This is a genomic window from Klebsiella terrigena (assembly GCF_006539725.1).
GTDB classification, from domain to species: Bacteria; Pseudomonadota; Gammaproteobacteria; order Enterobacterales; family Enterobacteriaceae; genus Klebsiella; species Klebsiella terrigena.
In genome coordinates, this window is sequence record NZ_BJNO01000001.1 from 227,045 (window position 1) to 252,796 (window position 25,752).

The following is a 25,752-nucleotide window of genomic DNA, read 5'->3' on the forward strand; positions in this document are numbered from 1 at the left end:
TGCCCATACATTCGCCTGTTGTAATGCGTTTGCTGCCGCCGTTGGCCGCTATCGCACGACAAGGAGAATGATGATGTCCGTCCTGATTGCTTTTTTTGCCGGCATGCTGACGCTGCTGAGCCCCTGTACCTTACCGGTTATCCCGCTGATTTTCGCAAACGTTCGCGGCAGGCCGGGCCATCTGGCGCTGATGCTTTGCGGGATGGTACTGATGTTTACCGGCGTGTCGCTGCTGGTCACGGTGGCGAATGAGCAGGTGGTAAGCCTGACCATCGCCGGGCGCTGGCTGGCGCTAGTGTTCCTCGCCGCGGTGGGCCTGAGCCTGCTGTCGACGCGCGTCGCGCAGCGCCTGACGTCGCCGCTGGTGGCGCTGGGGAACCGCCTCAACGGACACAGCTACCGCCTCAGAGAAGGCGCCGCGCCGCTGTTCGCCGGTCTCGCCATCGGCCTGCTGTGGGCGCCCTGCGCCGGGCCGGTACTCGGGGCGATCCTGAGCCTCGCCGTTCTGAGCGCCAGCCCGGCAACGACCGGCCTGCTGCTGGCCGCCTACGGCAGCGGCTGCGCACTGATGCTGGCGCTGCTGTGGCTGTTTGGCTCACGCCTGGCTACCCGCCTGCGCAGCGGGCTGGCCTTAACCCAGCGCCTGCGCCAGCTTGCCGGTGCCAGCATTCTGGCCTCGGTGGCGCTGATCGCCAGCGGCGCGGATAGCTATCTGCAGGGCGCCAGCAGCCTGACCAATCGCCTTGAACAGCGGCTGAGCGCCGCGCTGCCGCAGCCGCCGCAAAAAACCGTTCTGCGGCCGATCGTCGCCGCGCAGCCAACCAGCGCAATGCCCTCCCTGGCCGGGGGAACGGCGTGGATTAACTCCCGGCCGCTGAACGGGGAAGCGCTGAAGGGGAAGGTGGTACTCATCGATTTCTGGACCCGGGATTGCATTAACTGCCAGCATACCCTGCCGTACGTGCGCGACTGGGCGAATAAGTATCGCGGGCAGGGGCTGGTGACGATCGGCGTGCATACCCCGGAGTATCCGTGGGAGCGCTCGCTCCCGGCGCTGCGGGAGGCGGTGGCGAAATGGCGGCTGCCGTATCCGGTGGTGGCGGATAATACCTACGCCATCTGGAACGCTTTCGGCAACCGCTACTGGCCCGCACACTACATCTTTGATACCCGCGGCCAGCTGCGCTATACCGCTTTTGGCGAAGGGGACTACGCCCGCCAGGAGCAGGTTATCCAGCAGCTATTGCGCGAGGTGAGAACCTGAATTAAACCGTAAACGGCACGTCAGTGGCTACGAACAGGTGACGTTGTCACCTGTTCGTCAACCCGCTCAGCGCCTCCGCCATCAGCTGTCCGAGCATCGTGCAGGCGGGGGCGTTGCGCGCCTGCAGCGGGTTCTCTTCGAGGCCGATGGCGAGGCTGCCGGGCGATGGCAGCAGCCCGCCGGCGGAACGCAGGTTCTGCGGCATGCCGATTTTGGTTCTCACCGTCAGCCCTAATCCGGCCTGCACCGCCGCCCAGACCCCGCTGAGGCTATGGCTTACAAACATCACCTGCCACGCAATGGCCGCCGCATCGAGCGCAGCGATGGCCCTGGAGCGCATCAGGCACGGGCTTTCAAACATCACCAGCGGAAGCGGTTCGCCCGCGGCCAGCAGGGCGGCGACGTCGAGGTCCGGATGATAAATCCACTCCAGCGGGCACTGGCCTAAGGTGTGCCCGGCGTTGTCGGTTTGCCATAGCAGCGCCATATCCAGCGCGCGCTCCGCCAGCGCCTGACGCAGGGGAAGGTTGCGGTCCACCCTGGCGACGATCCGCAGCTGCGGGTGGTGGCGCTTAAACTGGCCGAGGATCCCCGGCATCAGGGATTCGCCAAAATCCTCCTGCATCCCGATGCGGATTTCGCCGCTCAGCCGTTCGCCTTTGAGGGCGCGCAGGGCCTCATCGTTGAGCTCCAGCATGCGCCGGGCATAGCCCATTAGCTTTTCGCCCTCGGCGGTGAGCGCCAGGTGGCGGCCCTGTTTCACCACCAGCCCGGCGTCGCACTGCATCTCCAGCTTCTTAAGCTGAGCGCTGACCGCCGAGGTGGAGCGCGACAGGCGCAGCGCCGCCTGGGCAAAGCTGCCGCATTCGATCCCGGTCACAAAGGTGCGTAGCGCATCGAGATCCAGCGCCGGCGTGAGCTTTTCCATAATCATCCTCTTATTCAGGACGATAACTCCTGAATTATTCGATTTTCAGGAGAGTACTGTGGCACCACACTGGCCCCAACGTCAACATTCCCCTCGGAGCGACCATGATCGTTATGCAATACCGTTTTACGCTGCCCGCCGACTACGACATGTCGATTATTGCGCGCCGCATTAGCGACGGCGGCCCAAAGCTGGACGGTTTTCCCGGCCTGGTATTTAAAATCTATCTCTACTCCCGCCGCGATGACCGCGCGATGCCCGCGGCGGAGAACCGCTACGCGCCGCTGTACGTCTGGCAAAACGCCGGGGCGATGGCGCGCTTTCTGCAGAGTCCCGGTTTTGCCCGCCTGTGCGAGGACTTTGGCTGGCCGCACATCGAAAGCTGGCTGGCGCTGCGGGTCCCGGAGGTTGCGGATGTGATGGATAAGACGTGGCTGAGCGTTGAAAAACGCGCCATTGCGCCGTTCAGCGATCTGGCAAACCTCGACCTGCAGGGGCCGCTCTGCGCGTGGGACGTGAGCCGCTGGCGGCTGATGGAGGTGAGCGTTGGCGATACGCCGTCGGCGGCAGGAGAGCGTTATCGCATCGGTTACGTGGCGCGAGGAGAGGCGTAAAAAAAGCCGATAAGGTGAGTTATCGGCTTTCGGGAGGCTAACGTCCCGGGCGGGGCGGCAAGGGCGGAACTCCGGATCGGGCGCAGGCGCCGTAATCCGGGCGTTCAGCTTACTTTGCCAGCACTTCCTGGGCGGTGCGTTCAACCAGGTTCAGCAGCACCTTCACGTCATCAAGGGTGACGATTGGGTTCAGCAGCGTCAGCTTCAGGCAGGTGACGCCGTTGTGCTCGGTGACGCCGACGTTGGCGCGACCGGAGTCGAGCAGCGCGTCGCCGATGCGCTGGTTGAGTAGGGCGATGGCGGCATCGTCGCTGCCCGCGGTCTGCTGCGGGCGAGAACGGAACAGCACGCTTGCCAGCTGCGGTTCCATAACCAGCTCCAGCGTCGGCTGGCTGGCAACGTATTCAGCGACATTTTTCGCCATCGTCACGCCGTGATCGATAATTACCGCGTACTGCTTCTGCCCCAGCGCTTCCAGCGCCATCCACAGCTTCAACGCGTCGAAGCGGCGGGTGGTCTGCAGCGATTTGGACACCAGGTTCGGTACGCCGTTTTCTTCATCGAACTCGGAGTTCAGGTAGGCCGCCTGATAGCGCATCAGCTCGTAGTGGCGCGCGTCTTTTAACAGGAACGCGCCGCAGCTGATGGTCTGGAAGAACTGCTTGTGGAAGTCCAGGGTGATGGAGTCCACGCACTCAATGCCGTCCAGATAATCGCGGTAGTGCTCGGAAAGCAGCAGCGCGCCGCCCCAGGCCGCATCCACGTGCAGCCAGATCTGATGCTCCGCCGCAATGCCGGCAATCACGCGCAGCGGGTCGATAGCCCCGGCGTCGGTGGTGCCCGCAGTTGCCACGATCGCCATGATCTGCTCGCCGTTGGCCTGCGCTTCGGCAATTTTCGCCTTGAGGTCTTCGACGTCCATGCGGGCAAAGCGGTCGGTTTTGACCAGCGTGACCGAACGGTAGCCGAGGCCCATCAGCGCCATGTTCTTCTGCACCGAGAAGTGGGCGTTTTCAGAACAGAACACTTTGTACTGGCGAATATCGCCCGGCAGACCGTCCTGCTGAATCGAGTGACCCTGGCGGGCGAAGAATGCATCGCGCGCCAGCATCAGGCCCATCAGGTTGCTCTGGGTGCCGCCGCTGGTAAATACGCCAGCGTCGCCTGCCCGGTAGCCCACCCGGGCGCGCAGCCACTCGATCAGCTTCATCTCAATGATGGTGGCCGACGGGCTTTGATCCCAGGAGTCCATGCTCTGGTTGGTGGCGTTAATCAGCACTTCCGCCGCCTGGCTTACCACCAGGCTTGGGCAGTGCAGATGCGCCACGCACTGCGGGTGATGCACCGACAGGCTGTCTTTCAGGAAGTACTCGATCGCACGTTCAATCGCCGCCTGGTTGCCCAGACCCTGTTCGGTGAACTCAAGGGTAATGCGCTCGCGCAGCTCGGCGACGCTTTTGCCTTGATACATCTCAGGCTGCTTGAGCCATTGCGCGACGGCCTGGCTGGTCTGAGCGATAACCTGCTGATACGCCTCAATACTCTGCGGCGAACCGGCAAGGATCGGATTCAATTGGGACATGGCGGTCACTTACTCCACTCAGACCGGTTTTACGCCGGCGGCCAGCAGGGCCTGTTCAAATTTGTCGAAGAAAATTTCCAGCTCCGCGTTGCTGATCAGCAGCGACGGCAGCAGGCGCAGGACGCAGCCGTTACGACCGCCGCGCTCAAGGATCAGGCCCGCTTCGAAGCATTTTTTCTGCAGCAGGGCAGAGAGCGCGCCGTCCGCCGGGTAGCAGCCCATATGATCCTGAGCTTCGTTCGGCTTAACGATTTCGATGCCGATCATCAGACCCAGGCCGCGAACGTGGCCGATGACCGGGTAGCGTTTCTGCATGTCGGCCAGCTTGCCTTTCAGCCACTCGCCCTGTGCCGCGACTTTACCGGCGATGTCGTTCTCTTTCAGGTGACGCAGGGTGGTCAGGCCGGTAGCCATTGCCAGTTGGTTGCCGCGGAAGGTGCCGGTGTGGTGGCCAGGCTCCCAGGCGTCAAACTGCTTCTTGATACCGAGTACGGCCAGCGGCAGACCGCCGCCGACGGCTTTTGACATCACGATGATGTCCGGCTCAATGCCCGCGTGCTCGAAGGCAAACAGCTTGCCGGTACGCGCGAAGCCGGCCTGGACTTCATCGATAATCAGCAGAATGCCGTGTTCCTGAGTCACTTTACGGATGCGCTGCAGCCACTCGACCGGCGCCGGGTTCACGCCGCCTTCGCCCTGAACGGCTTCAAGGATCACCGCCGCAGGCTTGCGTACGCCGCTTTCAACGTCGTTGATCAGGTTTTCGAAGTAGTAGGTCAGCGCCTTCACGCCGGCTTCACCACCGATACCCAGCGGGCAGCGGTACTGATGCGGGTACGGCATAAACTGCACTTCCGGCATCATGCCGTTAACCGCTTCTTTCGGCGACAGGTTACCGGTCACCGACAGCGCGCCGTGGGTCATCCCGTGGTAGCCGCCGGAGAAGCTGATCACCGAAGAACGGCCGGTGTATTTTTTCGCCAGCTTCAGCGCCGCTTCAACGGCGTCAGCACCGGACGGGCCGGTGAACTGCAGGCAGTATTCTTTACCTTCGCCCGGTAATAAAGAGAGCAGGTATTCGGAGAAGCGATCTTTTAACGGAGTTGTCAGATCGAGAGTATGTAACGGCAAGCCGCTGGTAATGACACTTTGGATGCTCTGCAGCACGTCAGGATGGTTATGACCAAGCGCCAGGGTTCCAGCACCGGCAAGGCAGTCAAGGTACTGTTTGTTATCCGCATCGGTCAGCCATACGCCTTCCGCTTTGGTAATCGCGAGCGGCAGCTTGCGCGGGTAACTTCTGACGTTCGATTCGAATTCGGCCTGACGGGCCAAAAAGGTTTCGTTGTTTGCGTCCAATAAATCTGCACTTAAAGTATCAATACGGACTTTATCCGTCATCATATCACTCCCACAACCAGGGTTACGGTTGAACTCTGGTTGAATAATTGGTTTAAGAAAATGAATCGCCATTCATAAAGCGCGCACAATATATGGCTTTTTAAATCCGCATTCAATGTTTTATTTATTGCGCTATTTTTACGTTATTTTTACATTGTTAAATCTAATGTTAATCGATTGATTTATAGCGATTATTTTAACATTCATAAAACCATAAAAAGTGTAATTATTAGTGTGGATTTATGCCTTGTTTTATTACCGCTTCGTTGATGCTGCCGGCGGAAATAGTTCCGCCGGCAGTAAGGTTACTCAATGCAGTTCGATAGCGTACTGCGATAAAGGTGTGATTTTTTTAACCAACTTGTTGTTAAATAAAAACTGTTCGTAGGCTTCGTAGCGCGGCTTGTCCAGCGCCGCGGGATCGCTGGCGAACAGCGGGATCGTTTTGAGCCACGCCTGCTTATTGAGCTCGGTATTGAGCTCAGGGTGAGCGGCGGCGAAGGCCTGCCACGTCTCCTGCGGGTGAGCGCGCAGCCAGGTCACGCCTTTTTGCAGCGCGACGAGGAATTTTTTGATCTTCTCCGCGTGCGCTTCATCGCGGTTGGCGACAATCACCAGCTCGTCGTAGGCCGGCACGCCGTAATCCTCGACGTTCATGACCTGCGGATCTTTGCCTTGCAGCTTCAGCTCCAGCGCTTCGATATTGCGATAGCCGCCGATAACCGCGTCAACCTGGCCGGCAAGCAGGGCGCTGGTCAGCTGGAAGTTAACGTTAATCAGCTTGATACTTTGCGGGTCGATATGCGCCGACTGCGCCATGGTTGCCAGCGTCGCCTGCTCGATGCCGCTCACCGAGTAGCCCACCTTTTTCCCCTTCAGGTCAGCAGGGGTTTTGATGTTCTTGTCCAGCGCAATAATGGTGTTGAGCGGCGAGTTAATCAGCGTCCCGACGCGCACCAGCGGTAGCCCCTCATCGGCGAAAAAATGCACCTGCGGCTGATAGGTGATGGCGAGGTCGGCCTGGCGAGCGGCCACCAGACGCGGCGGCAGCGCCGGGTCGGAGGGCGGAATGATTTTGACGTCGAGGCCCTGTTCCTTAAAAGCGCCAATCTGTTCCGCCACCATAATCGGCGCGTGATCCGGGTTGATATACCAGTCCAGCACCAGGGTTAGCTTCTCGTTCGCCGCGGCGTGTCCGCTGATAAGCGCGCTAAGGGCCATCCCGGCAAAAATACGTTTACTCATGGTATTCCTTATTATCCGTACAGGTCATTATTCCGGCGTCCAGTCGATCAGCCGGTGCAAGAAAGCGTCAACCGCCAGCCACAGCAGGACGGTCAGCAGCACTAAAATAAAGAGGGCCGCAAAGCAGATGTCGGTCTGCAGCCGGGCGTTTGCGTTGAGCATGACGTAGCCGAGCCCTTCGGCAGAGCCCACCCATTCGCCGATGATGGCGCCAATCGGCGCGACGGCGGCGGCCATCCGCAGGCCGGATCCCAGCGCCGGTAGCGCGGCCATCAGCCGCACGTGGCGCAGCTGGGCGCCAAAGGAGGCGCCCATTGTGCGGGCCAGATCGAGATAGTCGTGATTGACCCGCCGCAGCCCGTCAAAGAACGCGGAGGTGACGGGGAAGAAGATCACCAGCACCGCCATCATCACCTTGGCGCTCATCCCGAAGCCAAACCACAGCACCAGCAGAGGGGCGAGTGCGAACACCGGGATGGCCTGGCTGGTCAGCACCAGCGGCATTAGCCAGCGCTGTAGCCGCGGCGAGATAATCATGCACAGCGCCAGCACCACGCCGAGCAGCACCCCGAGCAGCAGCCCGCTGACAATTTCGCTCAGCGTCACCAGGGTATGCCAGCCGAGATACGCCCGGTTGAGCCACAGGGCGCCAGCGACCGCCGAGGGAGAAGGCAGCAGAAAGGCGGGGATCCCGCTGCGCGTCACCAGCCACCAGACCAGCAGCAGGCCGCTAAACACCACCGCGCCGCGAAAAAGTTTGCCCCTCATCCGTCGGCCCTCATTAGCTGCTGCAGCAGCTCCGCCTGGCTGGTCAGCAGCGCGGGATCGTCCGCCGCGCGCGGCGGCAGGCCGCTCAGATGGTGCGAGTCGTCGATCCCGCCCGCAGACGGAGAAAGCACCAGCAGGCGGTGGCTCAGGCGGCAGGCTTCCATTGGATCGTGGGTAATCAGCACCACGGTACGCTCGGCCAGCAGTTCAGCCGCCAGGGTTTGAATACGCGTGCGGGTGATGGTGTCGAGGGCGGAGAAGGGCTCATCCATTAACACCACGGGGCGGTCTTCATACAGCGTGCGGGCCAGCGCCGCGCGCTGACGCATGCCGCCGGAGAGCGACGCCGGGCGATCGTCGGCGCACTGCTCCAGCCCCACCTGGCGCAACAGGGTTGTCACGCGCGCGCGGTCGACGCGCTCCCCGCGCAGGCGCGCGCCGAGGGCGACGTTATCGCGCACGCTCAGCCACGGATAGAGCAGGTCCTTCTGGCCCATCCACGCCAGCCGTTTCGCGACGGGCTGCCCGTCGCTGGCGTACACCTGGCCGGAGGTGGGCGCCGCAAGGCCGGCGATGATGCGCAGCAGGCTGGTCTTTCCGGCACCGCTGGCGCCCAGCAGAGAGATCCACTGACCGGCGGGGATATCGAACGACAAATCGGCAAAAACAACCCGCGCGCCGAAGCGCAAACCCAGTTCCCGCACGTGGATCGCCGGGGGCGTCACGCCGACGCCTCCGTTACCGCGTTCAGCCCCATCTGCCAGAAGTTGGCCTCCAGCCGCGTGGCGGTGGTGAAGATGGCGCTGAGCTCAGCGAATCTCGACTCGCCGCCGCGCTGCTGCCAGAGGCTTTCCAGCAGGGCGATCGCCGCGTTGACGCCGTTGAGATAGCCTTCGTCGCCGTAGTTACGGATCCACGAGGCGTAGGGGTTATCGTCCAGGCGGGTCTGCGGACCGTGCAGCAGCCCGAGCCCGATTTCCGCGTAGCCGGCCACGCAGGGCATCAGCGCGGCCAGCAGATCCAGCGCGTCGCCGGAATGACCGATATCCAGCACGTAGCGCGTGTAGTTGACCGTCTCCGCCGCTTCCGGCTCTGCGGCCATGGTGGCTTCATCCAGCCCCCAGTCGGCGCAGTAGCCGACGTGCAGCGGCAGCTCGTTGAGGATGGCGTTCATCGATGCCGCCGCGGCGCGCATCTCCGGCAGCGTACGCAGCTTGCTGACCAGCAGGGCATAGCTGCGGGCAAAGTGGATCAAAAACAGATAGTCCTGCGTCAGGTAGCGGCGGAATGCGGGTTCGGGCAGGGTGGCGTCAGCCAGCTGGTGTAAAAAGGGATGCGCGACGTAGTGCTGCCAGTCGCGTCCCGCCTGCTGGCGCAGACGACCGTAGATGCCTTGGGTAAATGCGGGAAGAATCACAGGACCTCCTGAATAAGGGGAGATCCGGGCGTGCAGAAGTATGAACAGGCAATGGCGGAAAACTGGCAAAATTGCCGACCCGTCCCTTCGCTGGCATGACCCAGATCAGGTTCAAAGGGTTCGGCTTACGCCATCTCAGCCCTCACGGGACACCCCTCGGTAGGGCCATGTTATACGACATTCACTTTTTGATTACAATCCCGGCCGCGGCTCATTGCTTCGGGGGCGCTGGGGCGGTTTAAGTGACGGTGTCACGAGAAGTCTGGCTAAAAAGCGAACGGCGTGCAGAATTCGGAAAAGTGTTATAGGTAATTAGTGTGATTTAGCACGCTTTTTTATCCAAAATTAAGGAAAAAATCGGCCGTCGGCAATTGGTACTTCCGCGGCGCGTACTATATATTTTCATAAGCTGAAAGCCATTATTCTTCAGTGACCTGGGTATTAAAACCCCTTATCGCCTGGAGAGTGCATGAAGCCGTTTTCCCCCCAGCTGCTGCTGGCGCTGATCGTGCCGCTTGCCGCGCCCGCCACGGCGGGGGAATTTTTCGATCCTGAAGATAGCATGCTGGATATGAGCCAGTATCTGCAGGACAACCCCTACGGATTTCTGCCGGTACCGCTGGTGATTACCGAACCTGCCGTGGGCTTTGGCGGGGGCCTCTTCGGCCTGTTTTTGCACGGTAAAGGCACCCGTGAAGGCGAGAACTACATTCCGCCGCCGATGACGGCGTTTGGCGGCGGCGGGACGCAGAACGGCACCTGGTTTGTCGGCGGCGGCCACCGTCATAGCTGGAATCACGACCATATTCGCTACCTGGTGATGCTCGGCTATGCCGATATTAACCTCGATATTTACTCCGGCGATGTGGCGGGATTTAGCCAAAACCGCAGCATCAGTACGCGGACCAAAGGCTACGGCGGCTTGCAAAAGCTGCTGTTCCGCGTCGGCGACTCCCCGGTTTTCGTCGGCGCGTCGCAGGTCTACGCCAAAACCGATATCTCCACCGACAGCCCGCTGGTCAATCGGGTCTGGCAGCGGGTATTGGGCCAGCAGAGCACCTCGTCGGCGCTGGGCGTGGTGGCGGAATATGACACAACCAATAACTTTTTCTACCCTAAGAAGGGGTTATCGCTGCAGGGCGAGTATCGTTTTTACCGCTCCATGCTCGGGGGTGACTATCAGTACAACCAGTTTTCACTTAACGGTAAATACTTTATTCCGCTGAGCCGGACGCTAACCCTGGCCTTTGCGGGGGACTATCAGTCCCTCACGCACCATGACCGGCATCTCACCCCGATGGCGCGTCCCTATATTGCGCTACGCGGGATCGCCAGCTATCGCTATCAGGGCGACTATGTCAGCACGGTGCAAACTCAGCTCGCCTGGGAGTTTCAGCCGCGCTGGATCCTGCAGGGGTTTGTCGGTATCGGTAGCGCCGCCGATGAAGCGCACGGATTGTGGGAACAAACGGAAACCGCGTGGGGGACGGGGTTTCGCTACCTGATAGCGCGGCAGTACGGCTTACATACGGGCATTGACGTCGCCTTCAGCGAGCATCAGCAGGCGGTCTATTTTAATGTGGGTTCCGGACTTTAAGGTCAGATGAAAAAAATGAGATGGACTAAAGCCATAATAACGCTACTGCTGACCTCCGGCAGCGCCTGGGGAGCCAGCGGAGGTGACGCGGCTTCCGGCGACGGCGACAGCTACTTTCCTATCTGGGGCGATGAGGCAAGGGCGCGCGGGTACGCGATCCCGCTGCCGTTTGGGATCAACCTGAGCTACATGAATATTCGCCAGGATATCCTGGTCGACAGCATCAGCTTTTCCGGGCTCAAGCTCGGCAATCACCTTATTCCGAGCGATATGTTTGCTATTGATGCTGGCCACACGCGGCAGAAAAGTAAGACCGAGAATCTGCGTCTCGATATGTGGGTCTTTCCCTTTTTAAATATCTACGGGATTGCCGGCCACACCCGCGGCTCGTCGGTTTCCAACGTCTCGGTGGATGCCGACCCGTCGAAGTACACCGGCATCGACCGAATCATTGCCGGCTCCGTCCACCGCCTGCACGACAGCGGCCAGCTGCAGAACATCGATTTTGCGCTCGACTTTAAAGGCACCACCTGGGGCACCGGCTTTACGCTGGCCGGAGGATACGGCAACTGGTTTGGCCTGGTGGACACCAACTATACCCGCACCGATTTCGATATCCTCGACGGCAAGATCTCGGCCATCACCGTATCGCCGCGGGTGGGCTATCGCTTCAGCATGCAGGGGATCGCCGGCCCCTCAAATTTGAGCATCTGGGTCGGCAGCATGTATCAGGACGTGCAGCAGGAGTTTAAGGGCAACCTGTCGGATCTGCATATGCCGCCCGAGCTGCAGCCGCTGATTGCCGCAGTGAATAAAGATGACCAGGGCAAGTTCGACGTTAAGCAGCGGCTCTCTTCGCCGTGGAACATGCTGATAGGCGCCCAGTATGAGATTACGCAGAATTTTAACCTGTTAACCGAGATTGGTTTCAACGAACGCAATAGCTTCTTTATTGCCGGAGAGTACCGTTTTTAGCCTCTCAACCTGCCGCTTGCCGCGAGCGTGCTTTATGTTCTGGAGACGATGTTAATGCGTAATGGCTGGTTGTTTTTGCTGGCGGCGGCGTTCTCCGTGTGCGCGAAAGATCCTTTGCTGCCGACCATCACCCATCCTCGGGTGACGCCGGTAGTGGGCCAGCTGGCGCCGCCGGAGTCTCTGCGACCCTGCTGCGCGTTTGGCTACGACCTGCAGGTCAGGGCTATTGGCGTGCCGATCCCGGTTTATCAGATAGGCAACGTGCTGACGCTCGATACCCTCGGAGAGCATCACTATAACGATAGCGCGCTGGGCGCCGTGAAAAACCTGGTGGGCCTGAGTGAAGAAAAAAACGGGCTGATCTATACCCGCCGCGGCGGCTTTATTGATATCGCCCACGTTCGCGATACCGCCGACTATACCTTCTATCTCTACAGCCGGATCTACCCTAACCTCGGGCAGTCCGGGCGCATTTTCTACAGCGAGGAGCTTGGCGTCAGGCGCGTGCAGCTCAACGCGTTTATGCCGCCGGCGTCAGTTTCCGCGCGGGTCACGATCGCCGCCTGGCTGGCGGGACATCTGGCGTATGAAATTGCCCAGTGGCATGAGATCGCCCAGTGGTACGGCTTCCAGTCGGTGCCCGGCTTTTCGGAGGAGATTTCTGCATTTTCGCCGGAAGATCTCTACTCCAATCTTCTCGGGGCGCGGTTGGCGATCGATGTCATTTTGCAGGGGCACGCCGGGTCGGTTGACGACTACAACCGGGCGATGACCGACGCGCTGAAAAAGGTGCTGGTTAAGCTGATGGTCGCGCCGAGGAGCGAGACGGAGAAGATGTTCCGCCAGCTCGACGGCGACTGGTGGAACAGCCATCGCCGGGTGCCGGATAAGTTTCTGGTGTTAAAGCGTAACTACGATCTGCGCGCCAATCGCCTGCCCACGCCGGTGCCTTTCGAGCGTGCCGAGCCCTATCGGCTGACGATGCCGGAGAAGGTGGCCGGGTTTGCGCTTGCCGACCTCGGGCAGCTGCAGATCCACCCCGGGCATGATATGCAGTCGCTGCCGGTTCCGCAGAGCTTCTATACGCCGGAGCAGTTTCAGGGGCTGGCGGAAAGCGCCGCGCAGGCGGATAAAACCCAGCTTGAGCGCATAGAAAAATAGGCGCCCGACGAGAGAAAATACCTGCGGGAAGAGGGCCGTGACCCGCATAGCGCGGACGAAAAAGAAACTACCAACTCTGCTAGTTTATTCTATCCGTTTGAAATGGATTGAATAATAGTTGTCTGTGCCGGTCAGCTGCGCTGAATAGCGTTTTTTGCTGGTGCAGACACCGTTTGTTATTAAAAAGGTGGCTATAATTGGCGCTTCTTCGTCATCCCGTTGAACTCTCTGATTAATTTGCTTTATTTTCGCCAGCAGGCGATGAATGCTCATGTGACTGGATTTCAGATTGACGATGTATGGCGGGTGGAGGGCTACATGCTATTAAAAGAATTAATTATTTTCGACCTGTTAGCCACCCCTATTTGGGTGGTTCATCCTTTTAAAGAACGCATACTTTACGGCAATCCGGCCTCCAGAGCCCTCAGCGGCGATATGTCGCTGGACCAGATGCGCAAAGGGACATTCTCAACCTGTCCGGAAGTCAGCCTGCAGAATTATCTCTATTACTTCAAAAATATTGCCGAGATTTTTGAAGTCTGGACAATTAATTCCCTCGACGGCCAGACCTCGATTTATTGTAAAACCACGCTGATTAAATCAGAAGAGTATGACTCCCTGATTCTATTCGAGGCGGTCAAGCTGCTTGAGCAAAATGAATCCATCAATACCACCTCCCGGCATTATCAGCGGCGCAGCAACGGTTTTTTCTCGCGCTTTTTTATGACCAACTCTGCCCCCATGCTATTAATCGATCCTCACCGCGACGGCAGAATTATTGACGCGAATATTGCCGCGCTGCGCTTTTATAATTACACCGCCGATGAGATGCGGGCGAAGCACACCTGGCAAATTAATACTCTCGGCCGGGACGTTCTTCCTATCATGCGCAACGTCGCAAGCCTGCCCGGCGGCCATAAGCCGCTCAACTTCACCCATATTCTTGCTGACGGCTCCATTCGCCACGTTCAAACCTACGCCGGTCCGGTAGTGCTCTACAATATTCGCCTGATGCTCTGCATCGTGCACGACGTGACCGAAGAGGTGCATTTAAGAAGAGAGCTCGAGTTTTCCGCCTCGCACGATCCGCTCACCGGCCTGCTTAACCGGCGCGAATTTTATCGCATCGTGGATTCCGCCGCGTTTAAGCCCACCGGCTTTTGCCTGCTGCTGGTTGATGTCGATAACTTTAAGGCCATTAACGATAGCTACGGTCATCAGAAAGGCGATGAGGTTTTACTGACAATCTCGCGGATCCTTGAATCGACGGTGACGCATCAGGACAAAATATATCGCTGGGGCGGCGAGGAGTTTCTGCTATTTCTACCCGAGCGGTCCATTGAGATGGCGCTGCAGATGGCGGAGAGCATTCGCCTCGCGGTCAGCGGCTATCAGCTGGCGGATCACCCCGGCCCGGTGACCGTCAGCATTGGCGTCGCCGACCATCAGGATGACGAAGAGATCGACCAGCTGTTCAATCGCGTCGATAAGGCGCTGTATGCGGCGAAGAAAGAGGGACGAAACCAGGTGCGGCTGTATCTGGTTGAAAAATATTGAGGTGTGGCGCAATACCGCCCGGCGGTGCCGGAGTACCGCTATACTGGATAGCAAACGGGCCCGTTGGGTCAGGCTAATCGCTAATCGGCGGACGAGGTGACCACTAAGCTATGAGCGTTTCCTTATTCCGCAACTTCTCCACGCTGGCTGCCGCTCTGCTGCTGGTCTCGACGCCTGCCTTCGCCGTCGATGGCGGCCATTTAAAGCAGCGGGCGAACGCGGTATTGATGCTGATGAGCTATACCGTCGTTCCCGACGTTACCGCCAGCGATCTTAATATCGGCTCCGGCACTAACGAGAAGAACAAGCTGTCGATTACCCAGTTCGGCGGCGGCGCGACGATGAGCGAAAGCGTCCCGATTTACCTTGAGGGCACGATGGGCTACAGCCGCTACGATCCGCAGTTTGTGCTCAGCGACGGCAGCGACAGCCGCAAAATACCGACCCGCTGGAACAGCCTCACCGCCACCGGCGGCGTCGGCTGGGATTTCCGGCTCTATAAAGACCGGTGGGGCGGCAGCCTGGTGCTGCGGCCCATCGTTAACGTGATGCTCGGCACGATGGCCAGCGACGTACGTATCGGCAGCTGGGCGATTGAGCGGCGCAGGGACGCCGATTTTCAATTCCTCGACGGCGGCAGGCTCAACGCCTACGGACTGGGCGGGTCGCTGATGCTGGACTACGAGCTGTTTTCTCCCGCCCAGGATATTGATATCGAACTTCGCTACTCGGCCATGAGCCTGCAGACTTTCGGCAATACGCCCGAGGCGGTCAGCGGTCAGGCGAGCGCCGAAAACCTCGGGCTCTACGTTCGTCGCCGGGCACCCATCGCCGACTGGACGCTGCTGAAAAGCCCGGTGCGCTACGTTCTCGAAGGGGCCCATACCGAGTATCTGGGCGATCAGCGCGGGCAGCTGGGCTTCAACGGCCTCAGCTCGCTGGGGATCGGCCTGGAGCTGGATAGCAGCAAGTATGACTTTTTTATCAGCCGTACCCGCCTCGTGGCGCGCTATATGTTTGGTGAAAATACCCAGGGCTACGGCGTTGGCCTGGCGATGAGCTTTTAGCGCGCGCAACTTCGCTGCCCAAAATTCAGCGCATGAATATATTTAGCCGCTTTTTTAAAATTGTTAGCAATATTTCTCCGGCTCATTCGTCTACCTCATCAGCAGTTCCTATTCACGACAATCATGAGGTAGCAACAGGATGAGAAATTTCGATAGGCATGACAACCGCCGTCACTACGGCTTTGGGCATCCTCGGATAGGCAAAGCGCTGATCGTTGGCGTGGCGATCGTCGCGCTACTCGGGCTGGTGGTGATGTCGCTGTGGAACGCGCTGCTGCCGGCGATTATTGGCGTTAAAAGCATCGGCTTCTGGCAGGCTTTAGGTCTGCTGGCGCTGTCGCGGATCCTCTTCGGCGGCCTTGGCTTCCGCCCGGGAATGTTCGGCATGGGACGCGAGCGTCGGCGCATGCATGAACGCTGGATGCAGATGAATCCCGAGCAGCGCGAAGAGTTTATGCAGCGCTTTGGTCACCGCGACCGCCGCGGGCACTGCGGCTGGCGCGATCGCCGCAATGAGCCCGCGCAGCCGGCAGACGATGCGTCTAAAACGACGCCGAGCGAGTGAGCGAAATGAAAGGCGCAGCGGCGGGGGAGTCACTGCTTGTTTCGGCGCTCAACGCCTGCCGATCCCGGCTGAAGGCCTTTATTCGCGGCCGCACGTCGGTACGCGACGAGGCTGACGATATTCTGCAGGAAGTGACCTGGCAGCTGATGACGGTCGAGCAGCCGGTGGAGAACGTTGCCGCCTGGCTGTTCCGCGCCGCGCGCAACGAAATGACCGACCGGGCGCGCAAAAAGCGCGAGCTGCCGCTGGCGGACTACTTCTCCGGGGATGAAGAGGGCGAGTTCCCGGAAGATGAGCTGGCGGAGACCCTGTTTGGGGTGCCGCAAACGCCGGAGGACGAGTACCTGAAGGAGCTGCTGTGGGAGGAGCTGAACCAGGCGCTAGCCGAACTGCCCGCCGCCCAGCGGGAGGTCTTTGAAAAGACCGAGCTGCTGGGCTACAGCTACAAAGAGCTGGCCGCAGAGTGCGGGGCCAGCGAGCAGGCCCTGCTATCGCGCAAGCATAAAGCCGTGCTCTACCTGCGTACGCGCCTGCGCGTCCTCTATGATGAGCTGATGAGTGGGTAAATCCTGGCCCGATCGCCGAGCGCGGCGATCGGGCCGCACGCATTATCCTTAACAGGGGATATCTGACGTTTTATCCCCACCAGAGGATATCAACGTATTTATCCTCTTGTGGGGATATCCCGGCCAAAAGTTGACATTATCCTCACCAGGGTATAAATAGGGTCTTATCCCCACAAGAGGATAGATAAGACTATGATAACGCCTCCGACGATCTACAGCCCGGCCCAGCTGGCAAACCATATCAAGCTGGTGCGGCAAAAAAACCAATGGACACAAAGCGACCTGGCCCGCCGGATAGGCATTAAGCAGGCGACGATCTCGAACTTCGAAAACCATCCGGACAAAACCACCCTCACCACGCTTTTTAAGATTTTACAATCTCTTGAAATGACGATGGTGGTGTGCGAAAAGGGCGCCACGTCGGGTCCTGAGCAACAGGATAGCGAACGGGATCTGGAGTGGTAATGGCAACGCTCGTGACGTGGATGAACAATGAACGTGTCGGGGAGCTGGTCAAGCTGGCCAACGGCGCGCATCAGTTCCGCTATGAACCGCGCTGGCTGCAAAACCCGCGCGCCCGCCCGCTCTCCCTGTCGCTGCCGCTGCAGTTCGGCAACATCACTTCGGATGCGGTGTTTAACTACTTCGACAACCTGCTGCCCGACAGCCCGCTGGTGCGTGACCGTATTGTTAAGCGCTATCAGGCCCGCTCAAAGCAGCCCTTCGACCTGCTGGCCGAGGTGGGGCGCGACAGCGTCGGGGCGGTCACTCTTCTGCCCGAAGGCGCCGCTCCGGCGACCGGCGCGCTGACCTGGGAAGCGCTCGACGACGCCCGGCTTGACGCGCTGCTGACGGCCTACCGCGCGGATATACCGCTGGGCATGATTAACGGCCAGGAGGAGTTCAGAATATCGGTCGCCGGCGCCCAGGAGAAAACGGCGCTGCTGAAGATGGACGACCGCTGGTGCATACCGACGGCGACAACGCCAACGACGCATATTATTAAACTGCCGATCGGCGAGATCAGGCAGCCGGACGCGGTGCTGGATCTCAGCGAGAGCGTCGATAACGAATATCTCTGTCTGGCCCTGGCGCGGGCGCTGGGCTTTGCCGTGCCGGACGCGGAAATTATTACCACCCGCAGCATCCGGGCGCTGGCGGTGGCGCGTTTTGACCGCCGCTGGGCGCAGGAAAAAACGCGGCTGCTGCGCTTGCCACAGGAGGATCTGTGCCAGGCGTTCGGCATTCCTTCCTCGATGAAGTACGAATCCGACGGCGGGCCGGGGATCGCCAGCATCATGGCGTTTCTGCTTGGCTCCAGCGAGGCGCTGAAGGATCGCGCCGATTTTATGAAGTTCATCGTTTTTCAATGGCTGATCGGCGCCACCGACGGGCATGCGAAGAATTTTTCCATTTTCCTGCAGCCCGGCGGCAGCTACCGCCTGACGCCGTTCTACGACATTATCTCGGCGTTTCCGCTGCTCGGCGGCGCGGGTTTGCATATCAGCGACCTTAAGCTGTCGATGAGCCTGAAAGCGTCGAAAGGGCGGAAAACGGAGATTCAGACTATCTACCCGCGTCATTTCCTCGCCACGGCAAAAGAGGTGGGATTTGCGCAGCAGCAGATGCTGGAGATCCTGCGCTATTTTGCCGATAACCTGCCGCGGGCGGTCGAGACGGTCAGCGCGTCGCTGCCGGAGGATTTTTCCCCGACGGTTTACCAGGCCATTATCTCGCACACCCTCAGAAACCATGCCCGCCTGCAGAGCGGGCTAGCGGGTTAGCTCACGCTAACCCAACGCCTGCCAACCATCACCGTCAGCGCGACGATGGTGACGATTGCCGCCAGGTGCAGCGCAAAATCGAGCAGGTGCAGATGCACCGGATGGCAAAACGCCAGCAGGCTCACCGCCAGGCTGGCAACGCCGAGCCCGGCCATCGCCAGGCTCCGCGCCGGATAGAGCGCCCGTGTGCGCCGCAGGCTGGCGATCATCAGTACCATCATCGGCGTACTGACGACCAGCAGAAAGGTAAAGCAGCTGACGCTGTCGTCATCGTGCAGCGGCGGCGCGTCGCCGGGAATGCTGCTGATGCTCAGGCCGAGCCACATCAGGGCGATGGGCAACAGGGCCTTCCAGCTGATGCTCCGGCGCCCGGCAATGCTCATGGTAAAGGCGCGGCGAATGGTTAACGTTCCGAGCAGAAATGCCAGCACCAGCTGCACCACCGCCAGCCGCGCGCCGGGCTGCGACCAGTCGGTGAGGCCGCGCGGTACCAGCAGGCTGGCGGCCCAGGCGCACGGCAGGGCCAGCGCCAGCCAGCCGGCGACGCGCCAGCCGGTCGGCCACGGACGTTTGACCGGGCGCATTTCGCGGCCGAGTTTTTCAATAAGCAGATTATGATCGGTCATGGTGGGCTCCAAATCGACGCAGGTTTTTCAACGCCCGATGCAGCAGCGATTTCACCGCCGCCACGCTGAGATTGTTATGGGTAGCCGCTTCCGCCAGGCTCATTTCGCGCAGATGAACGTGCTCGACAATTTCGCGCTGGCGCAGGGGAAGCTGACGCAGGTAGCCCGCCAGCTCCTCCCGGCTCTCCTGGCGCGGCGGGTCGGCGGCGGCCGCCTCGGGCAGCGACTCGTCAGAAATTTCCCAGTGCTGATAGCGCCCGCGCCGCCGCAGGGCGTCCACGGTGCGGGCCGAGATAATCGCCAGCAGCCAGGGCAGAAAGGGAAAGGCCGGATCGTAGGTGTGACGTACCCGATGCAGGCTGAGCAGCACATCCTGGATAACGTCTTCCACCAGCGCCTCATCGGCGATCCGTTTGCGCACCTGCGAGCGGATCGTCGGCACCAGCGCCTTGAGCAGCCGGGTGTAGGCGAGCCTGTCGCCCGCCTGCGCCTGCTCCATTAGCGCGGGCCAGCTTTCGCGCGCGCTATCGTTTGTTTGCATAGTCCGCCTTGTTATTACGCTTTTTTGCCGGCGGCCTGGGTCAGGGCATTGACCACAATCCCCGGCGTCAGCACCTGCGGCAGGACCTTCGGCGGCCCGCCGTCGGCCGGATAAACCACGTACAGCGGCAGTCCGCCCTGGCCGAACTGGTTGAGCGCATCGTCGACGTCCGGATTAAATTTCGTCGAGTCCGCGACCATATAAAGGGTATCGGTTTTTACCAGCGCCTCTTTCACCGCCTGGGTGGAGAGCGACGTTTTTTCATTCACCTGGCAGGTAATACACCAGGAGGCGGTGAAGTTCACAAAGATAGCCTTGCCGTGACCGCGCTGGGCGGCGACGGTTTGCGGCGTCCAGCGCTGGGACGACACCTCCGCCGTCTGCCCGAGCTCCGGCGAGGAGGCTGCGGGCTTAACCAGCCCCGGCAGCGGCGCAAGAACCGCCACAACCAGCGCGGCGGTTAGCGCAAACAGGGCCCGATGCCCCTTGCCCTGGAATGCGCGACGCTGCGCGATGCCGTACAGCCAGGCGGCGAAGCTGAGCACCACCGAGGCGGCAAGCAGGGCGGCCAGCGCCGCGCTTCCGGCCTGCTGCGCCAGAACCCACACCAGCCAGGCCCAGGCGCCAAACATCGGAAAGGCGAGCGCGCGTTTCAGGATATCCATCCACGGGCCGGGACGCGGCAATATTCTGGCCAGCGGCGGAAAGAGCGACACCAGGGTAAAGGGCGCGGCGAAGCCGAACGCCAGCGCGAGGAAGATGGTTAACGACACCGCCGGCGGCTGGACCAGCGCGTAGCCAATCGCGCTGGCCATAAAGGGCGCAGCGCAGGGCGTGGCGACGACGATCGCCAGCGCGCCGGTGAGCGCCGAGCGGATAAACGCGCCGCGGCCGATATCCAGCCCGCCGACGCGCTGCGCCGTCAGCCCGACCTCGAAAACGCCAAGCAGGTTAAGCGCCGCGCCGAGGATCGTCAGGGAGAGCAGCGCGATCACCAGCGGCGACTGCAGCTGGAAGCCCCAGCCGACCGCTGTGCCGCCGGCGCGCACCGCCAGCAGAATGCCCGCCAGCGCCATCATGGTAATCACGACGCCGAGCAAGAACGCCAGACCTTCGCGGCGGGCGCTGGCGGCGTTATCGGCGTGACGCAGCAGCCCCAGCGCCTTCAGGGAGACCACCGGAAAAACGCAGGGCATAAAGTTGAGAATGATGCCGCCAATAAAGGCGGCCAGCATCGCGGTTAACATCGCTGGCCTCTTTACTTAATGAGTTTGCGGGTGAGAGGCGTCGTACTGCTTGACGGCAGCGAGCGTCTTCTCGATATGTGCATCCGGGTTTCTATCAGTGTAACTCAGCAGGATGTTGCCATCCGGCGCAATGACGTACGAGGTGCGATCGGAGAGCGTTTTACCTTTCATCTCCATCAGCGTCTGGTACTGGGCGGCGACCTTAGCGCCCGGGTCCGCCGCGACGGCGAACTTATCCCGACACTCCAGCTTAGAGAAGTCGCTGACCTGGTCGGTGTTCCCTGCGGTCACTCCAACCACGGTGGCGCCCATTTTAGTGAAGCTGTCGGTGGCTTCCGCGAAGTCATGAGCTTCAATGGTGCAGCCGGCGCTAAAGGCCGCCGGGAAGAAATAGAGTACCACCGGCCCTTTTTGCAGCGCCTGCTGCAGGGAGAAGGTCATCGGCTTGCCGGCGAGCGCGCCCTGCAGCTTAAAATCCGGGGCTTTCGCGCCCACGGGCAGCGCCGCGCTGGCGCTGAACGCGGTGGCGGAGAGGCCGAGGGCGGCGGTTACGGTCAGGGTACGGATGAGGTTTTTGATGCGTGTCATTATCTGCTCCTGCGATTTGGGGGAGTGCCGGTTTGGCCAAACTCATTCATCTCAGCTATTCAGTTCGCCGCAGCGGGGGAAAAAGTTGCGCGCAGGTGAAAAAAAAGTGCGCCCGGCTCATCGTGCGATGCACGGGACCGAGGAAGTGGAGAGGAAGCGCCTGCGAAACGGGTCCGCAGGCGGCAGAGATTAATTTCCCCAGCGGCTCTGCAGATAGTTGACGGCCTGGCGGGTCTGGGGCTGGTTGAGATTGTTCTCGCGGAACAGAATGGTGCCCTGGATTTCGGGGATCGCATCGTTGAGGTCGAGCTGCTTTTTCAGCTCCGGCACGCCGCCGTTAACCATCCAGTCGGGTTCATTTTTTGACGGCTCGCCGACTTTGTACAGCGCCACGCCGATATAGAGCCGCGTGTGGGTTGGCTTGACGACCTCCGCCCACCATTTCGCGAGTACGTCATAGCGGGCGGCGTCGCGCGCAAACGGCCAGTAGAGCTGAGGCACGATATAGTCGAGCAGCCCCTGCTGTACCCAGCGGCGGGTATCGGCGTAGGACTCATCGTAAGCCGCCGCGCCGCGGGTGTCTGAGCCGGCGGGATCGTGGGAGAGATTGCGCCACACGCCGGCCGGGCTGACGCCAAACTCCACGCTGGGGTTAATCTGCTTGATGGTGCGCGACACCTGCTCAATCAGCTGCTGGGTATTGTGCCGGCGCCAGTCTGCCTTGCTGGCAAAGCCCTGACCATACTGCTGGAACGTTTGATTATCGTTAAGGGCCGACCCCGCCGTTTCGGTATAGAAATAGTCGTCAAACTGCACCCCGTCGACCGGATAGTGCTCGACGACTTCGGCGACGATACGGGTTATCCAGTCGCGAGCCTCTGGAATACCCGGGTCGAGAACAAAGCGGTCGCTGGCGGTACGGATCCAGTCGCGGTGCAGGACAAAGACGCTGGCCGGGCTTTGCGACTGCGTGCGGTTGAGCTCGGCGACGGTTTTCGGGCGGGTGTTCACCGACACGCGGTAGGGGTTAAACCAGGCGTGAACCCGCATCCCGCGCTTGTGCGCCTCATCGAGCATAAACTGCAGCGGATCGTAGCCCGGGTCTTCGCCAATGGCGCCGGTCAGCATATCTGACCAGGGTAAAATCTTTGACGACCACAGCGCGGTGCCGTCGGGTTTGACCTGGAAGAAGACGGTGTTAATCCCGAGGCGCTGCAGATTATCGAGCTTGGCAATCAGCGCCACCTTCTGCTGGCTAATCCGGCTCTCCGGGCTGCTGGCAATGATCGATCCCACCGGCGGCCAGTCGAGGCGCGAGACCGTCGTCAGCCAGACGCCGCGTACCGGCTCGTGCGTTTTTGGCAGCGCCGTCTGTTTAACCGCCGGCGGCAGCGGCGTGACCAGCGAACGGGGCGGCTGGCTGCTGCAGCTGGCGAGGATAAAGGCGGTGGCCACCGCCGCGGCGGATGCGGCCAGGGTAGCGATAAAAAAGCGACGGGAGCGGATAATCATAGACGTGGGCTTATTCTGTTGGTCGCGTAAAAGAAGCATTTTCGTATTATGCGTTGTTAAGTCAATCCTTTATGTGGGGAATTATCCGGGCCCGCCGTCGGCGTCGGCCTTTAGCTTTTTAGGTCTGCGTTAAATCGGCTGCGGTTTGGGCACGCGTAATCTATTTTTTGCATTACGTAGGGCAACCGCGGGGCGAAACGATCGCTCTTGCTAGCTTGTTCACAATATTGCAACAAAATTTTTCACGCCCATGATCGTTTTCGCACTTTTGCACCAGCCCGGTGCGCAACGCCTGCCAGGAACAACTATGTTTAGCACGCGGGTCGGAACGGATGCCGCAGTCCTCAATTCGCCACGTGATGGCAACCTATCTCCTGACTTGTCCTGAAATGCACGTTGGTCGGTGGCGGTGACCGCGGCTGTTACGCGTTGCTCTCATCTATTAGTAAGCGATCTGTCATGTCATTTCTTCCTGGCGGGGTTTTTGCTTCTTCCACCTTTAGCCGCTGCGGCTGGATAACGGCCTTCGGCAAACAAAACGGTAAGTGATATTTTCCGCGTCATCTAATGGCGCCAGGTTATAAATCGCTGAGGAATATCTGAATGTCTCTGAAACTTAAAAAGTTGACTCTTCATTTTGCGATTGCAGGTTGTATGAGCGTGGCATTTTGCGCACAGGCGGATGTGAAGATTGGCGTTGCCGGGCCGTTCACCGGACCCAATGCTTCCTATGGCGCCCAGTACTGGAAAGGGGCGTCGCAGGCGGTAGCAGACATTAACGCGGCGGGAGGAATTAAGGGCGAAAAAATTGTGCTGGTGCAGGGGGATGATGCCTGTGAACCGAAGCAGGCCGTAGCGGTAGCCAACCGTCTGGTTGATGAGTCGGGGGTTTCCGCGGTTGTCGGACACTTCTGCTCATCATCGACGATGCCGGCATCCGAAGTGTACGACGAGGCGGGGATCCTGACGATTACGCCGGGGTCAACAAACCCGCTGATCACCGAGCGCGGGATGAAGGATATGTTCCGCATGTGCGGCCGTGACGATCAGCAGGGGGCGATTGCGGCGAACTATATGCTTGACGTGCTGAAGGCGAAGAAAATAGCCGTCATTCATGACAAGGATACCTACGGTCAGGGGCTGGCCGACGCCACCCGCGCGGCGCTGGCAAAACGCGGCACCAAAGAGGTGCTGTACGAAGGGCTGTCGCGGGGTGAGAAGGACTTCAACGCCCTGGTCACCAAAATTGGCGCGCTGAAGCCTGACGTGGTCTATTTCGGCGGCTGTCATCCGGAAGCCGGCCCGCTGGTGCGGCAGATGCGGGAGCAGGGGCTGCAGGCGAAATTCTTCTCCGGCGACTGTGTCGTAACCGAGGAGCTGGTGACCACCGCCGGCGGCCCGCAGTTTACCAACGGCGTGCTGATGACGTTTGGTAAGGATCCGCGCACCATTCCTGAGGGCAAAACGGTGATTGAGAAGTTCCGCGCCAGCGGCTTCGAACCAGAAGGCTATACCCTTTACGCCTATGCCTCGATCCAGGCTATCGCTGCGGCCTATAACGCGGTGGGCGCCGACAACACTAAGGCCAGCGAGTGGCTGAAAAGTCATAGCGTCGATACGGTGATGGGCAAAAAGGCCTGGGACGGTAAAGGCGATCTGAAGGTGTCGGATTATGTGGTCTACGCATGGGATGACAAGGGCAAGTATCATCAGCTTTAGCCGTTTGCTGAACTCTTTGTCCCTGTAAAAAGGGCGTCGTACTACTGAAGGCAGCGCACGGCGGGAGCCTGCCGGTCGCTGCCTGCTTACTGGCAGGATGGTTTCTATGGAAGCGTTTTTTCTGCAACAACTGATTAATGGGCTGACGCTGGGAGCCGTTTACGGATTAATTGCCATCGGCTACACCATGGTTTACGGCATTATCGGAATGATTAACTTCGCGCACGGCGAAGTCTATATGGTTTCCGCCTACCTTTGCGCCATCGGCCTGGCGCTGCTCTCGTGGTTCGGCATTCACTCCTTTCCGCTGCTGATCTTCGGCACCCTGGTGTTCACCATCGTGGTGACCGGCGTCTACGGCTGGACGATCGAGCGTATCGCCTATCGGCCGCTGCGCAACTCCACCCGCCTGGCGCCGCTCATCTCGGCAATCGGCATGTCGCTTATCCTGCAGAACTATGTGCAAATCAGCCAGGGGCCGAACCAGCAGGGGATCCCGACCCTGCTGACGGGGGTGCTGCGCTTCGAGGTTGGCGACGGCGTGGTGCAAATTACGTGGACTAAAATATTTATTCTCGTTGCCGCGCTGGCGGGGATGCTTATCCTCTCTTGGGTCATTAACCATACCCGGCTGGGGCGCGTCTGCCGCGCGACGCAGCAGGATCGGCGCATGGCCGCGATCCTCGGCATTAACACCGACCGGGTTATCTCGCTGGTCTTTATGATCGGCGCTGCGATGGCCGGGCTGGCCGGCGTGCTGGTGACGATGAATTACGGCACCTTCGATTTTTATATCGGCTTCATCATCGGCATTAAGGCCTTTACCGCCGCGGTGCTGGGCGGGATTGGCTCCCTGCCGGGCGCGATGCTCGGCGGCCTGCTGCTGGGGGTGGCTGAGGCCCAGTTTGCCGGGATGGTGAACTCTGATTACAAAGACGTGTTTTCCTTCGCTCTGCTGGTGGCAATTTTGATTTTTCGCCCTCAGGGGCTGCTGGGTCGTCCGATGGTCGCAAAGGTTTAAGGGGTAA

General features: G+C 60.2%; 26 protein-coding genes and 1 riboswitch. Of the genes, 13 read left to right on the top strand and 13 right to left on the bottom strand.

Annotated elements, in window-relative coordinates; all coding sequences use genetic code 11:
- Positions 1-73: 73 nt before the first annotated feature.
- A complete protein-coding gene (locus tag RTE01_RS01040; protein ID WP_134528474.1) occupies positions 74-1,264 on the top strand; it encodes a cytochrome c biogenesis protein/redoxin in 1,191 nt (396 codons plus the stop codon).
- A 46-nt stretch (positions 1,265-1,310) separates the two neighbouring features.
- On the opposite strand, the gene RTE01_RS01045 is transcribed toward RTE01_RS01040, so the two are convergent.
- A complete protein-coding gene (locus RTE01_RS01045) occupies positions 1,311-2,198 on the bottom strand; it encodes a LysR substrate-binding domain-containing protein (protein ID WP_255313493.1) in 888 nt (295 codons plus the stop codon).
- Positions 2,199-2,296: 98 nt separating this feature from the next.
- On the opposite strand from RTE01_RS01045, the gene RTE01_RS01050 reads away from it, so the two are divergent.
- A complete protein-coding gene (locus RTE01_RS01050) occupies positions 2,297-2,806 on the top strand; it encodes a DUF4865 family protein (RefSeq protein WP_041145474.1) in 510 nt (169 codons plus the stop codon).
- Positions 2,807-2,915: 109 nt separating this feature from the next.
- On the opposite strand, the gene RTE01_RS01055 is transcribed toward RTE01_RS01050, so the two are convergent.
- From RTE01_RS01055 to RTE01_RS01080, 6 genes are all read right to left on the bottom strand, one after another.
- Positions 2,916-4,397 carry a pyridoxal phosphate-dependent decarboxylase family protein gene (locus RTE01_RS01055; protein WP_170197845.1) on the bottom strand — a complete coding sequence of 494 codons (1,482 nt, stop codon included), beginning with the start codon at positions 4,395-4,397 and terminating at the stop codon, positions 2,916-2,918.
- Positions 4,398-4,406: 9 nt separating this feature from the next.
- On the bottom strand, positions 4,407-5,792 hold the full coding sequence (locus RTE01_RS01060) for a diaminobutyrate--2-oxoglutarate transaminase (RefSeq protein WP_041145476.1): 1,386 nt from the start codon (positions 5,790-5,792) through the stop codon (positions 4,407-4,409).
- Between the two features lie 306 nt (positions 5,793-6,098).
- Positions 6,099-7,034: an ABC transporter substrate-binding protein gene (locus RTE01_RS01065; protein WP_076947142.1), complete on the bottom strand. Its 936-nt coding sequence runs from the start codon at positions 7,032-7,034 to the stop codon at positions 6,099-6,101.
- 27 nt (positions 7,035-7,061) lie between these two features.
- Positions 7,062-7,802, bottom strand: coding sequence for an ABC transporter permease (locus RTE01_RS01070; protein ID WP_041145478.1), 741 nt, complete (start codon positions 7,800-7,802; stop codon positions 7,062-7,064).
- Positions 7,799-8,527 carry an ABC transporter ATP-binding protein gene (locus RTE01_RS01075; protein WP_134525909.1) on the bottom strand — a complete coding sequence of 243 codons (729 nt, stop codon included), beginning with the start codon at positions 8,525-8,527 and terminating at the stop codon, positions 7,799-7,801. The genes RTE01_RS01070 and RTE01_RS01075 overlap by 4 nt, the downstream gene beginning before the upstream one ends.
- Complete coding sequence (locus RTE01_RS01080) at positions 8,524-9,219, bottom strand: TenA family protein (protein WP_134525912.1); 696 nt, start codon at positions 9,217-9,219, stop codon at positions 8,524-8,526. Before RTE01_RS01080 ends, RTE01_RS01075 begins: the two co-directional genes overlap by 4 nt.
- A gap of 65 nt (positions 9,220-9,284) precedes the next feature.
- Positions 9,285-9,386: riboswitch (TPP riboswitch) on the bottom strand.
- Between the two features lie 302 nt (positions 9,387-9,688).
- Between RTE01_RS01080 and RTE01_RS01085 the strand changes: the two genes are divergently transcribed.
- Genes RTE01_RS01085 through RTE01_RS01095 form a run of 3 tightly spaced genes read left to right on the top strand, consistent with a single transcriptional unit; the run spans position 9,689 to position 12,952 of the window.
- Positions 9,689-10,816, top strand: coding sequence for a BamA/TamA family outer membrane protein (locus RTE01_RS01085; protein WP_041145481.1), 1,128 nt, complete (start codon positions 9,689-9,691; stop codon positions 10,814-10,816).
- A 15-nt stretch (positions 10,817-10,831) separates the two neighbouring features.
- On the top strand, positions 10,832-11,791 hold the full coding sequence (locus tag RTE01_RS01090; RefSeq protein WP_166646178.1) for a hypothetical protein: 960 nt from the start codon (positions 10,832-10,834) through the stop codon (positions 11,789-11,791).
- Positions 11,792-11,845: 54 nt separating this feature from the next.
- Positions 11,846-12,952, top strand: coding sequence for a DUF4056 domain-containing protein (locus RTE01_RS01095; protein ID WP_141334657.1), 1,107 nt, complete (start codon positions 11,846-11,848; stop codon positions 12,950-12,952).
- 84 nt (positions 12,953-13,036) lie between these two features.
- Here the strand turns inward: RTE01_RS01095 and RTE01_RS01100 are convergent, their stop codons facing one another.
- On the bottom strand, positions 13,037-13,225 hold the full coding sequence (locus RTE01_RS01100) for a hypothetical protein (RefSeq protein ID WP_134525915.1): 189 nt from the start codon (positions 13,223-13,225) through the stop codon (positions 13,037-13,039).
- Positions 13,226-13,270: 45 nt separating this feature from the next.
- Here RTE01_RS01100 and RTE01_RS01105 point away from each other — a divergent pair, with 45 nt between their 5' ends.
- From RTE01_RS01105 to RTE01_RS01130, 6 genes are all read left to right on the top strand, one after another.
- Positions 13,271-14,509 (top strand): GGDEF domain-containing protein, encoded by a 1,239-nt coding sequence (locus tag RTE01_RS01105; RefSeq protein WP_115193958.1) that lies wholly within the window; start codon positions 13,271-13,273, stop codon positions 14,507-14,509.
- Between the two features lie 110 nt (positions 14,510-14,619).
- Complete coding sequence (locus RTE01_RS01110; RefSeq protein WP_134525918.1) at positions 14,620-15,576, top strand: hypothetical protein; 957 nt, start codon at positions 14,620-14,622, stop codon at positions 15,574-15,576.
- Between the two features lie 139 nt (positions 15,577-15,715).
- Positions 15,716-16,141: a hypothetical protein gene (locus RTE01_RS01115; protein ID WP_134525921.1), complete on the top strand. Its 426-nt coding sequence runs from the start codon at positions 15,716-15,718 to the stop codon at positions 16,139-16,141.
- Positions 16,142-16,146: 5 nt separating this feature from the next.
- Complete coding sequence (locus tag RTE01_RS01120; protein ID WP_041147618.1) at positions 16,147-16,707, top strand: RNA polymerase sigma factor; 561 nt, start codon at positions 16,147-16,149, stop codon at positions 16,705-16,707.
- A gap of 192 nt (positions 16,708-16,899) precedes the next feature.
- The gene (gene hipB / locus RTE01_RS01125) at positions 16,900-17,172 is read left to right on the top strand and encodes a type II toxin-antitoxin system antitoxin HipB (protein ID WP_041145485.1); all 273 of its coding nucleotides are present in this window, start codon (positions 16,900-16,902) and stop codon (positions 17,170-17,172) included.
- Positions 17,172-18,491, top strand: a complete 1,320-nt coding sequence (locus RTE01_RS01130) for a type II toxin-antitoxin system HipA family toxin (RefSeq protein ID WP_141334570.1) — start codon at positions 17,172-17,174, stop codon at positions 18,489-18,491. Before hipB ends, RTE01_RS01130 begins: the two co-directional genes overlap by 1 nt.
- Here RTE01_RS01130 and RTE01_RS01135 read toward each other — a convergent pair.
- From RTE01_RS01135 to RTE01_RS01155, 5 genes are all read right to left on the bottom strand, one after another.
- Entirely contained in the window at positions 18,488-19,117 is a 630-nt protein-coding gene (locus tag RTE01_RS01135) for an NrsF family protein (protein ID WP_041145487.1), read from the bottom strand. The genes RTE01_RS01130 and RTE01_RS01135 overlap by 4 nt on opposite strands.
- Positions 19,104-19,658, bottom strand: coding sequence for a sigma-70 family RNA polymerase sigma factor (locus RTE01_RS01140; RefSeq protein ID WP_041145488.1), 555 nt, complete (start codon positions 19,656-19,658; stop codon positions 19,104-19,106). The genes RTE01_RS01135 and RTE01_RS01140 overlap by 14 nt, the downstream gene beginning before the upstream one ends.
- A 14-nt stretch (positions 19,659-19,672) precedes the next feature.
- On the bottom strand, positions 19,673-20,905 hold the full coding sequence (locus tag RTE01_RS01145; RefSeq protein ID WP_041145489.1) for a protein-disulfide reductase DsbD family protein: 1,233 nt from the start codon (positions 20,903-20,905) through the stop codon (positions 19,673-19,675).
- Positions 20,906-20,920: 15 nt separating this feature from the next.
- Positions 20,921-21,493, bottom strand: coding sequence for a peroxiredoxin (locus RTE01_RS01150; protein WP_041145490.1), 573 nt, complete (start codon positions 21,491-21,493; stop codon positions 20,921-20,923).
- Between the two features lie 189 nt (positions 21,494-21,682).
- Positions 21,683-23,005 (bottom strand): glycoside hydrolase family 10 protein, encoded by a 1,323-nt coding sequence (locus RTE01_RS01155; protein ID WP_141334572.1) that lies wholly within the window; start codon positions 23,003-23,005, stop codon positions 21,683-21,685.
- Between the two features lie 660 nt (positions 23,006-23,665).
- Between RTE01_RS01155 and RTE01_RS01160 the strand changes: the two genes are divergently transcribed.
- Entirely contained in the window at positions 23,666-24,724 is a 1,059-nt protein-coding gene (locus RTE01_RS01160; protein WP_172620476.1) for a branched-chain amino acid ABC transporter substrate-binding protein, read from the top strand.
- Positions 24,725-24,830: 106 nt separating this feature from the next.
- Positions 24,831-25,745 carry an ABC transporter permease subunit gene (locus tag RTE01_RS01165; RefSeq protein ID WP_041145492.1) on the top strand — a complete coding sequence of 305 codons (915 nt, stop codon included), beginning with the start codon at positions 24,831-24,833 and terminating at the stop codon, positions 25,743-25,745.
- The last annotated feature ends 7 nt before the right edge of the window (positions 25,746-25,752 follow it).

Excerpts from the sequence above, each read along its gene's own strand:
- RTE01_RS01130 (WP_141334570.1), top strand. The coding sequence starts at position 17,172 with ATGGCAACGCTCGTGACGTGGATGAACAATGAACGTGTCGGGGAGCTG.
- RTE01_RS01065 (WP_076947142.1), bottom strand. The coding sequence starts at position 7,034 with ATGAGTAAACGTATTTTTGCCGGGATGGCCCTTAGCGCGCTTATCAGC.
- RTE01_RS01165 (WP_041145492.1), top strand. The coding sequence starts at position 24,831 with ATGGAAGCGTTTTTTCTGCAACAACTGATTAATGGGCTGACGCTGGGA.
- RTE01_RS01120 (WP_041147618.1), top strand. The coding sequence starts at position 16,147 with ATGAAAGGCGCAGCGGCGGGGGAGTCACTGCTTGTTTCGGCGCTCAAC.
- RTE01_RS01040 (WP_134528474.1), top strand. The coding sequence starts at position 74 with ATGTCCGTCCTGATTGCTTTTTTTGCCGGCATGCTGACGCTGCTGAGC.
- RTE01_RS01045 (WP_255313493.1), bottom strand. The coding sequence starts at position 2,198 with ATGATTATGGAAAAGCTCACGCCGGCGCTGGATCTCGATGCGCTACGC.
- RTE01_RS01105 (WP_115193958.1), top strand. The coding sequence starts at position 13,271 with ATGCTATTAAAAGAATTAATTATTTTCGACCTGTTAGCCACCCCTATT.
- RTE01_RS01095 (WP_141334657.1), top strand. The coding sequence starts at position 11,846 with ATGCGTAATGGCTGGTTGTTTTTGCTGGCGGCGGCGTTCTCCGTGTGC.
- RTE01_RS01155 (WP_141334572.1), bottom strand. The coding sequence starts at position 23,005 with ATGATTATCCGCTCCCGTCGCTTTTTTATCGCTACCCTGGCCGCATCC.
- RTE01_RS01050 (WP_041145474.1), top strand. The coding sequence starts at position 2,297 with ATGATCGTTATGCAATACCGTTTTACGCTGCCCGCCGACTACGACATG.
- RTE01_RS01070 (WP_041145478.1), bottom strand. The coding sequence starts at position 7,802 with ATGAGGGGCAAACTTTTTCGCGGCGCGGTGGTGTTTAGCGGCCTGCTG.
- RTE01_RS01100 (WP_134525915.1), bottom strand. The coding sequence starts at position 13,225 with ATGAGCATTCATCGCCTGCTGGCGAAAATAAAGCAAATTAATCAGAGA.
- hipB (WP_041145485.1), top strand. The coding sequence starts at position 16,900 with ATGATAACGCCTCCGACGATCTACAGCCCGGCCCAGCTGGCAAACCAT.
- RTE01_RS01085 (WP_041145481.1), top strand. The coding sequence starts at position 9,689 with ATGAAGCCGTTTTCCCCCCAGCTGCTGCTGGCGCTGATCGTGCCGCTT.
- RTE01_RS01060 (WP_041145476.1), bottom strand. The coding sequence starts at position 5,792 with ATGATGACGGATAAAGTCCGTATTGATACTTTAAGTGCAGATTTATTG.
- RTE01_RS01150 (WP_041145490.1), bottom strand. The coding sequence starts at position 21,493 with ATGACACGCATCAAAAACCTCATCCGTACCCTGACCGTAACCGCCGCC.
- RTE01_RS01140 (WP_041145488.1), bottom strand. The coding sequence starts at position 19,658 with ATGCAAACAAACGATAGCGCGCGCGAAAGCTGGCCCGCGCTAATGGAG.
- RTE01_RS01090 (WP_166646178.1), top strand. The coding sequence starts at position 10,832 with ATGAGATGGACTAAAGCCATAATAACGCTACTGCTGACCTCCGGCAGC.
- RTE01_RS01115 (WP_134525921.1), top strand. The coding sequence starts at position 15,716 with ATGAGAAATTTCGATAGGCATGACAACCGCCGTCACTACGGCTTTGGG.
- RTE01_RS01135 (WP_041145487.1), bottom strand. The coding sequence starts at position 19,117 with ATGACCGATCATAATCTGCTTATTGAAAAACTCGGCCGCGAAATGCGC.
- RTE01_RS01145 (WP_041145489.1), bottom strand. The coding sequence starts at position 20,905 with ATGTTAACCGCGATGCTGGCCGCCTTTATTGGCGGCATCATTCTCAAC.
- RTE01_RS01110 (WP_134525918.1), top strand. The coding sequence starts at position 14,620 with ATGAGCGTTTCCTTATTCCGCAACTTCTCCACGCTGGCTGCCGCTCTG.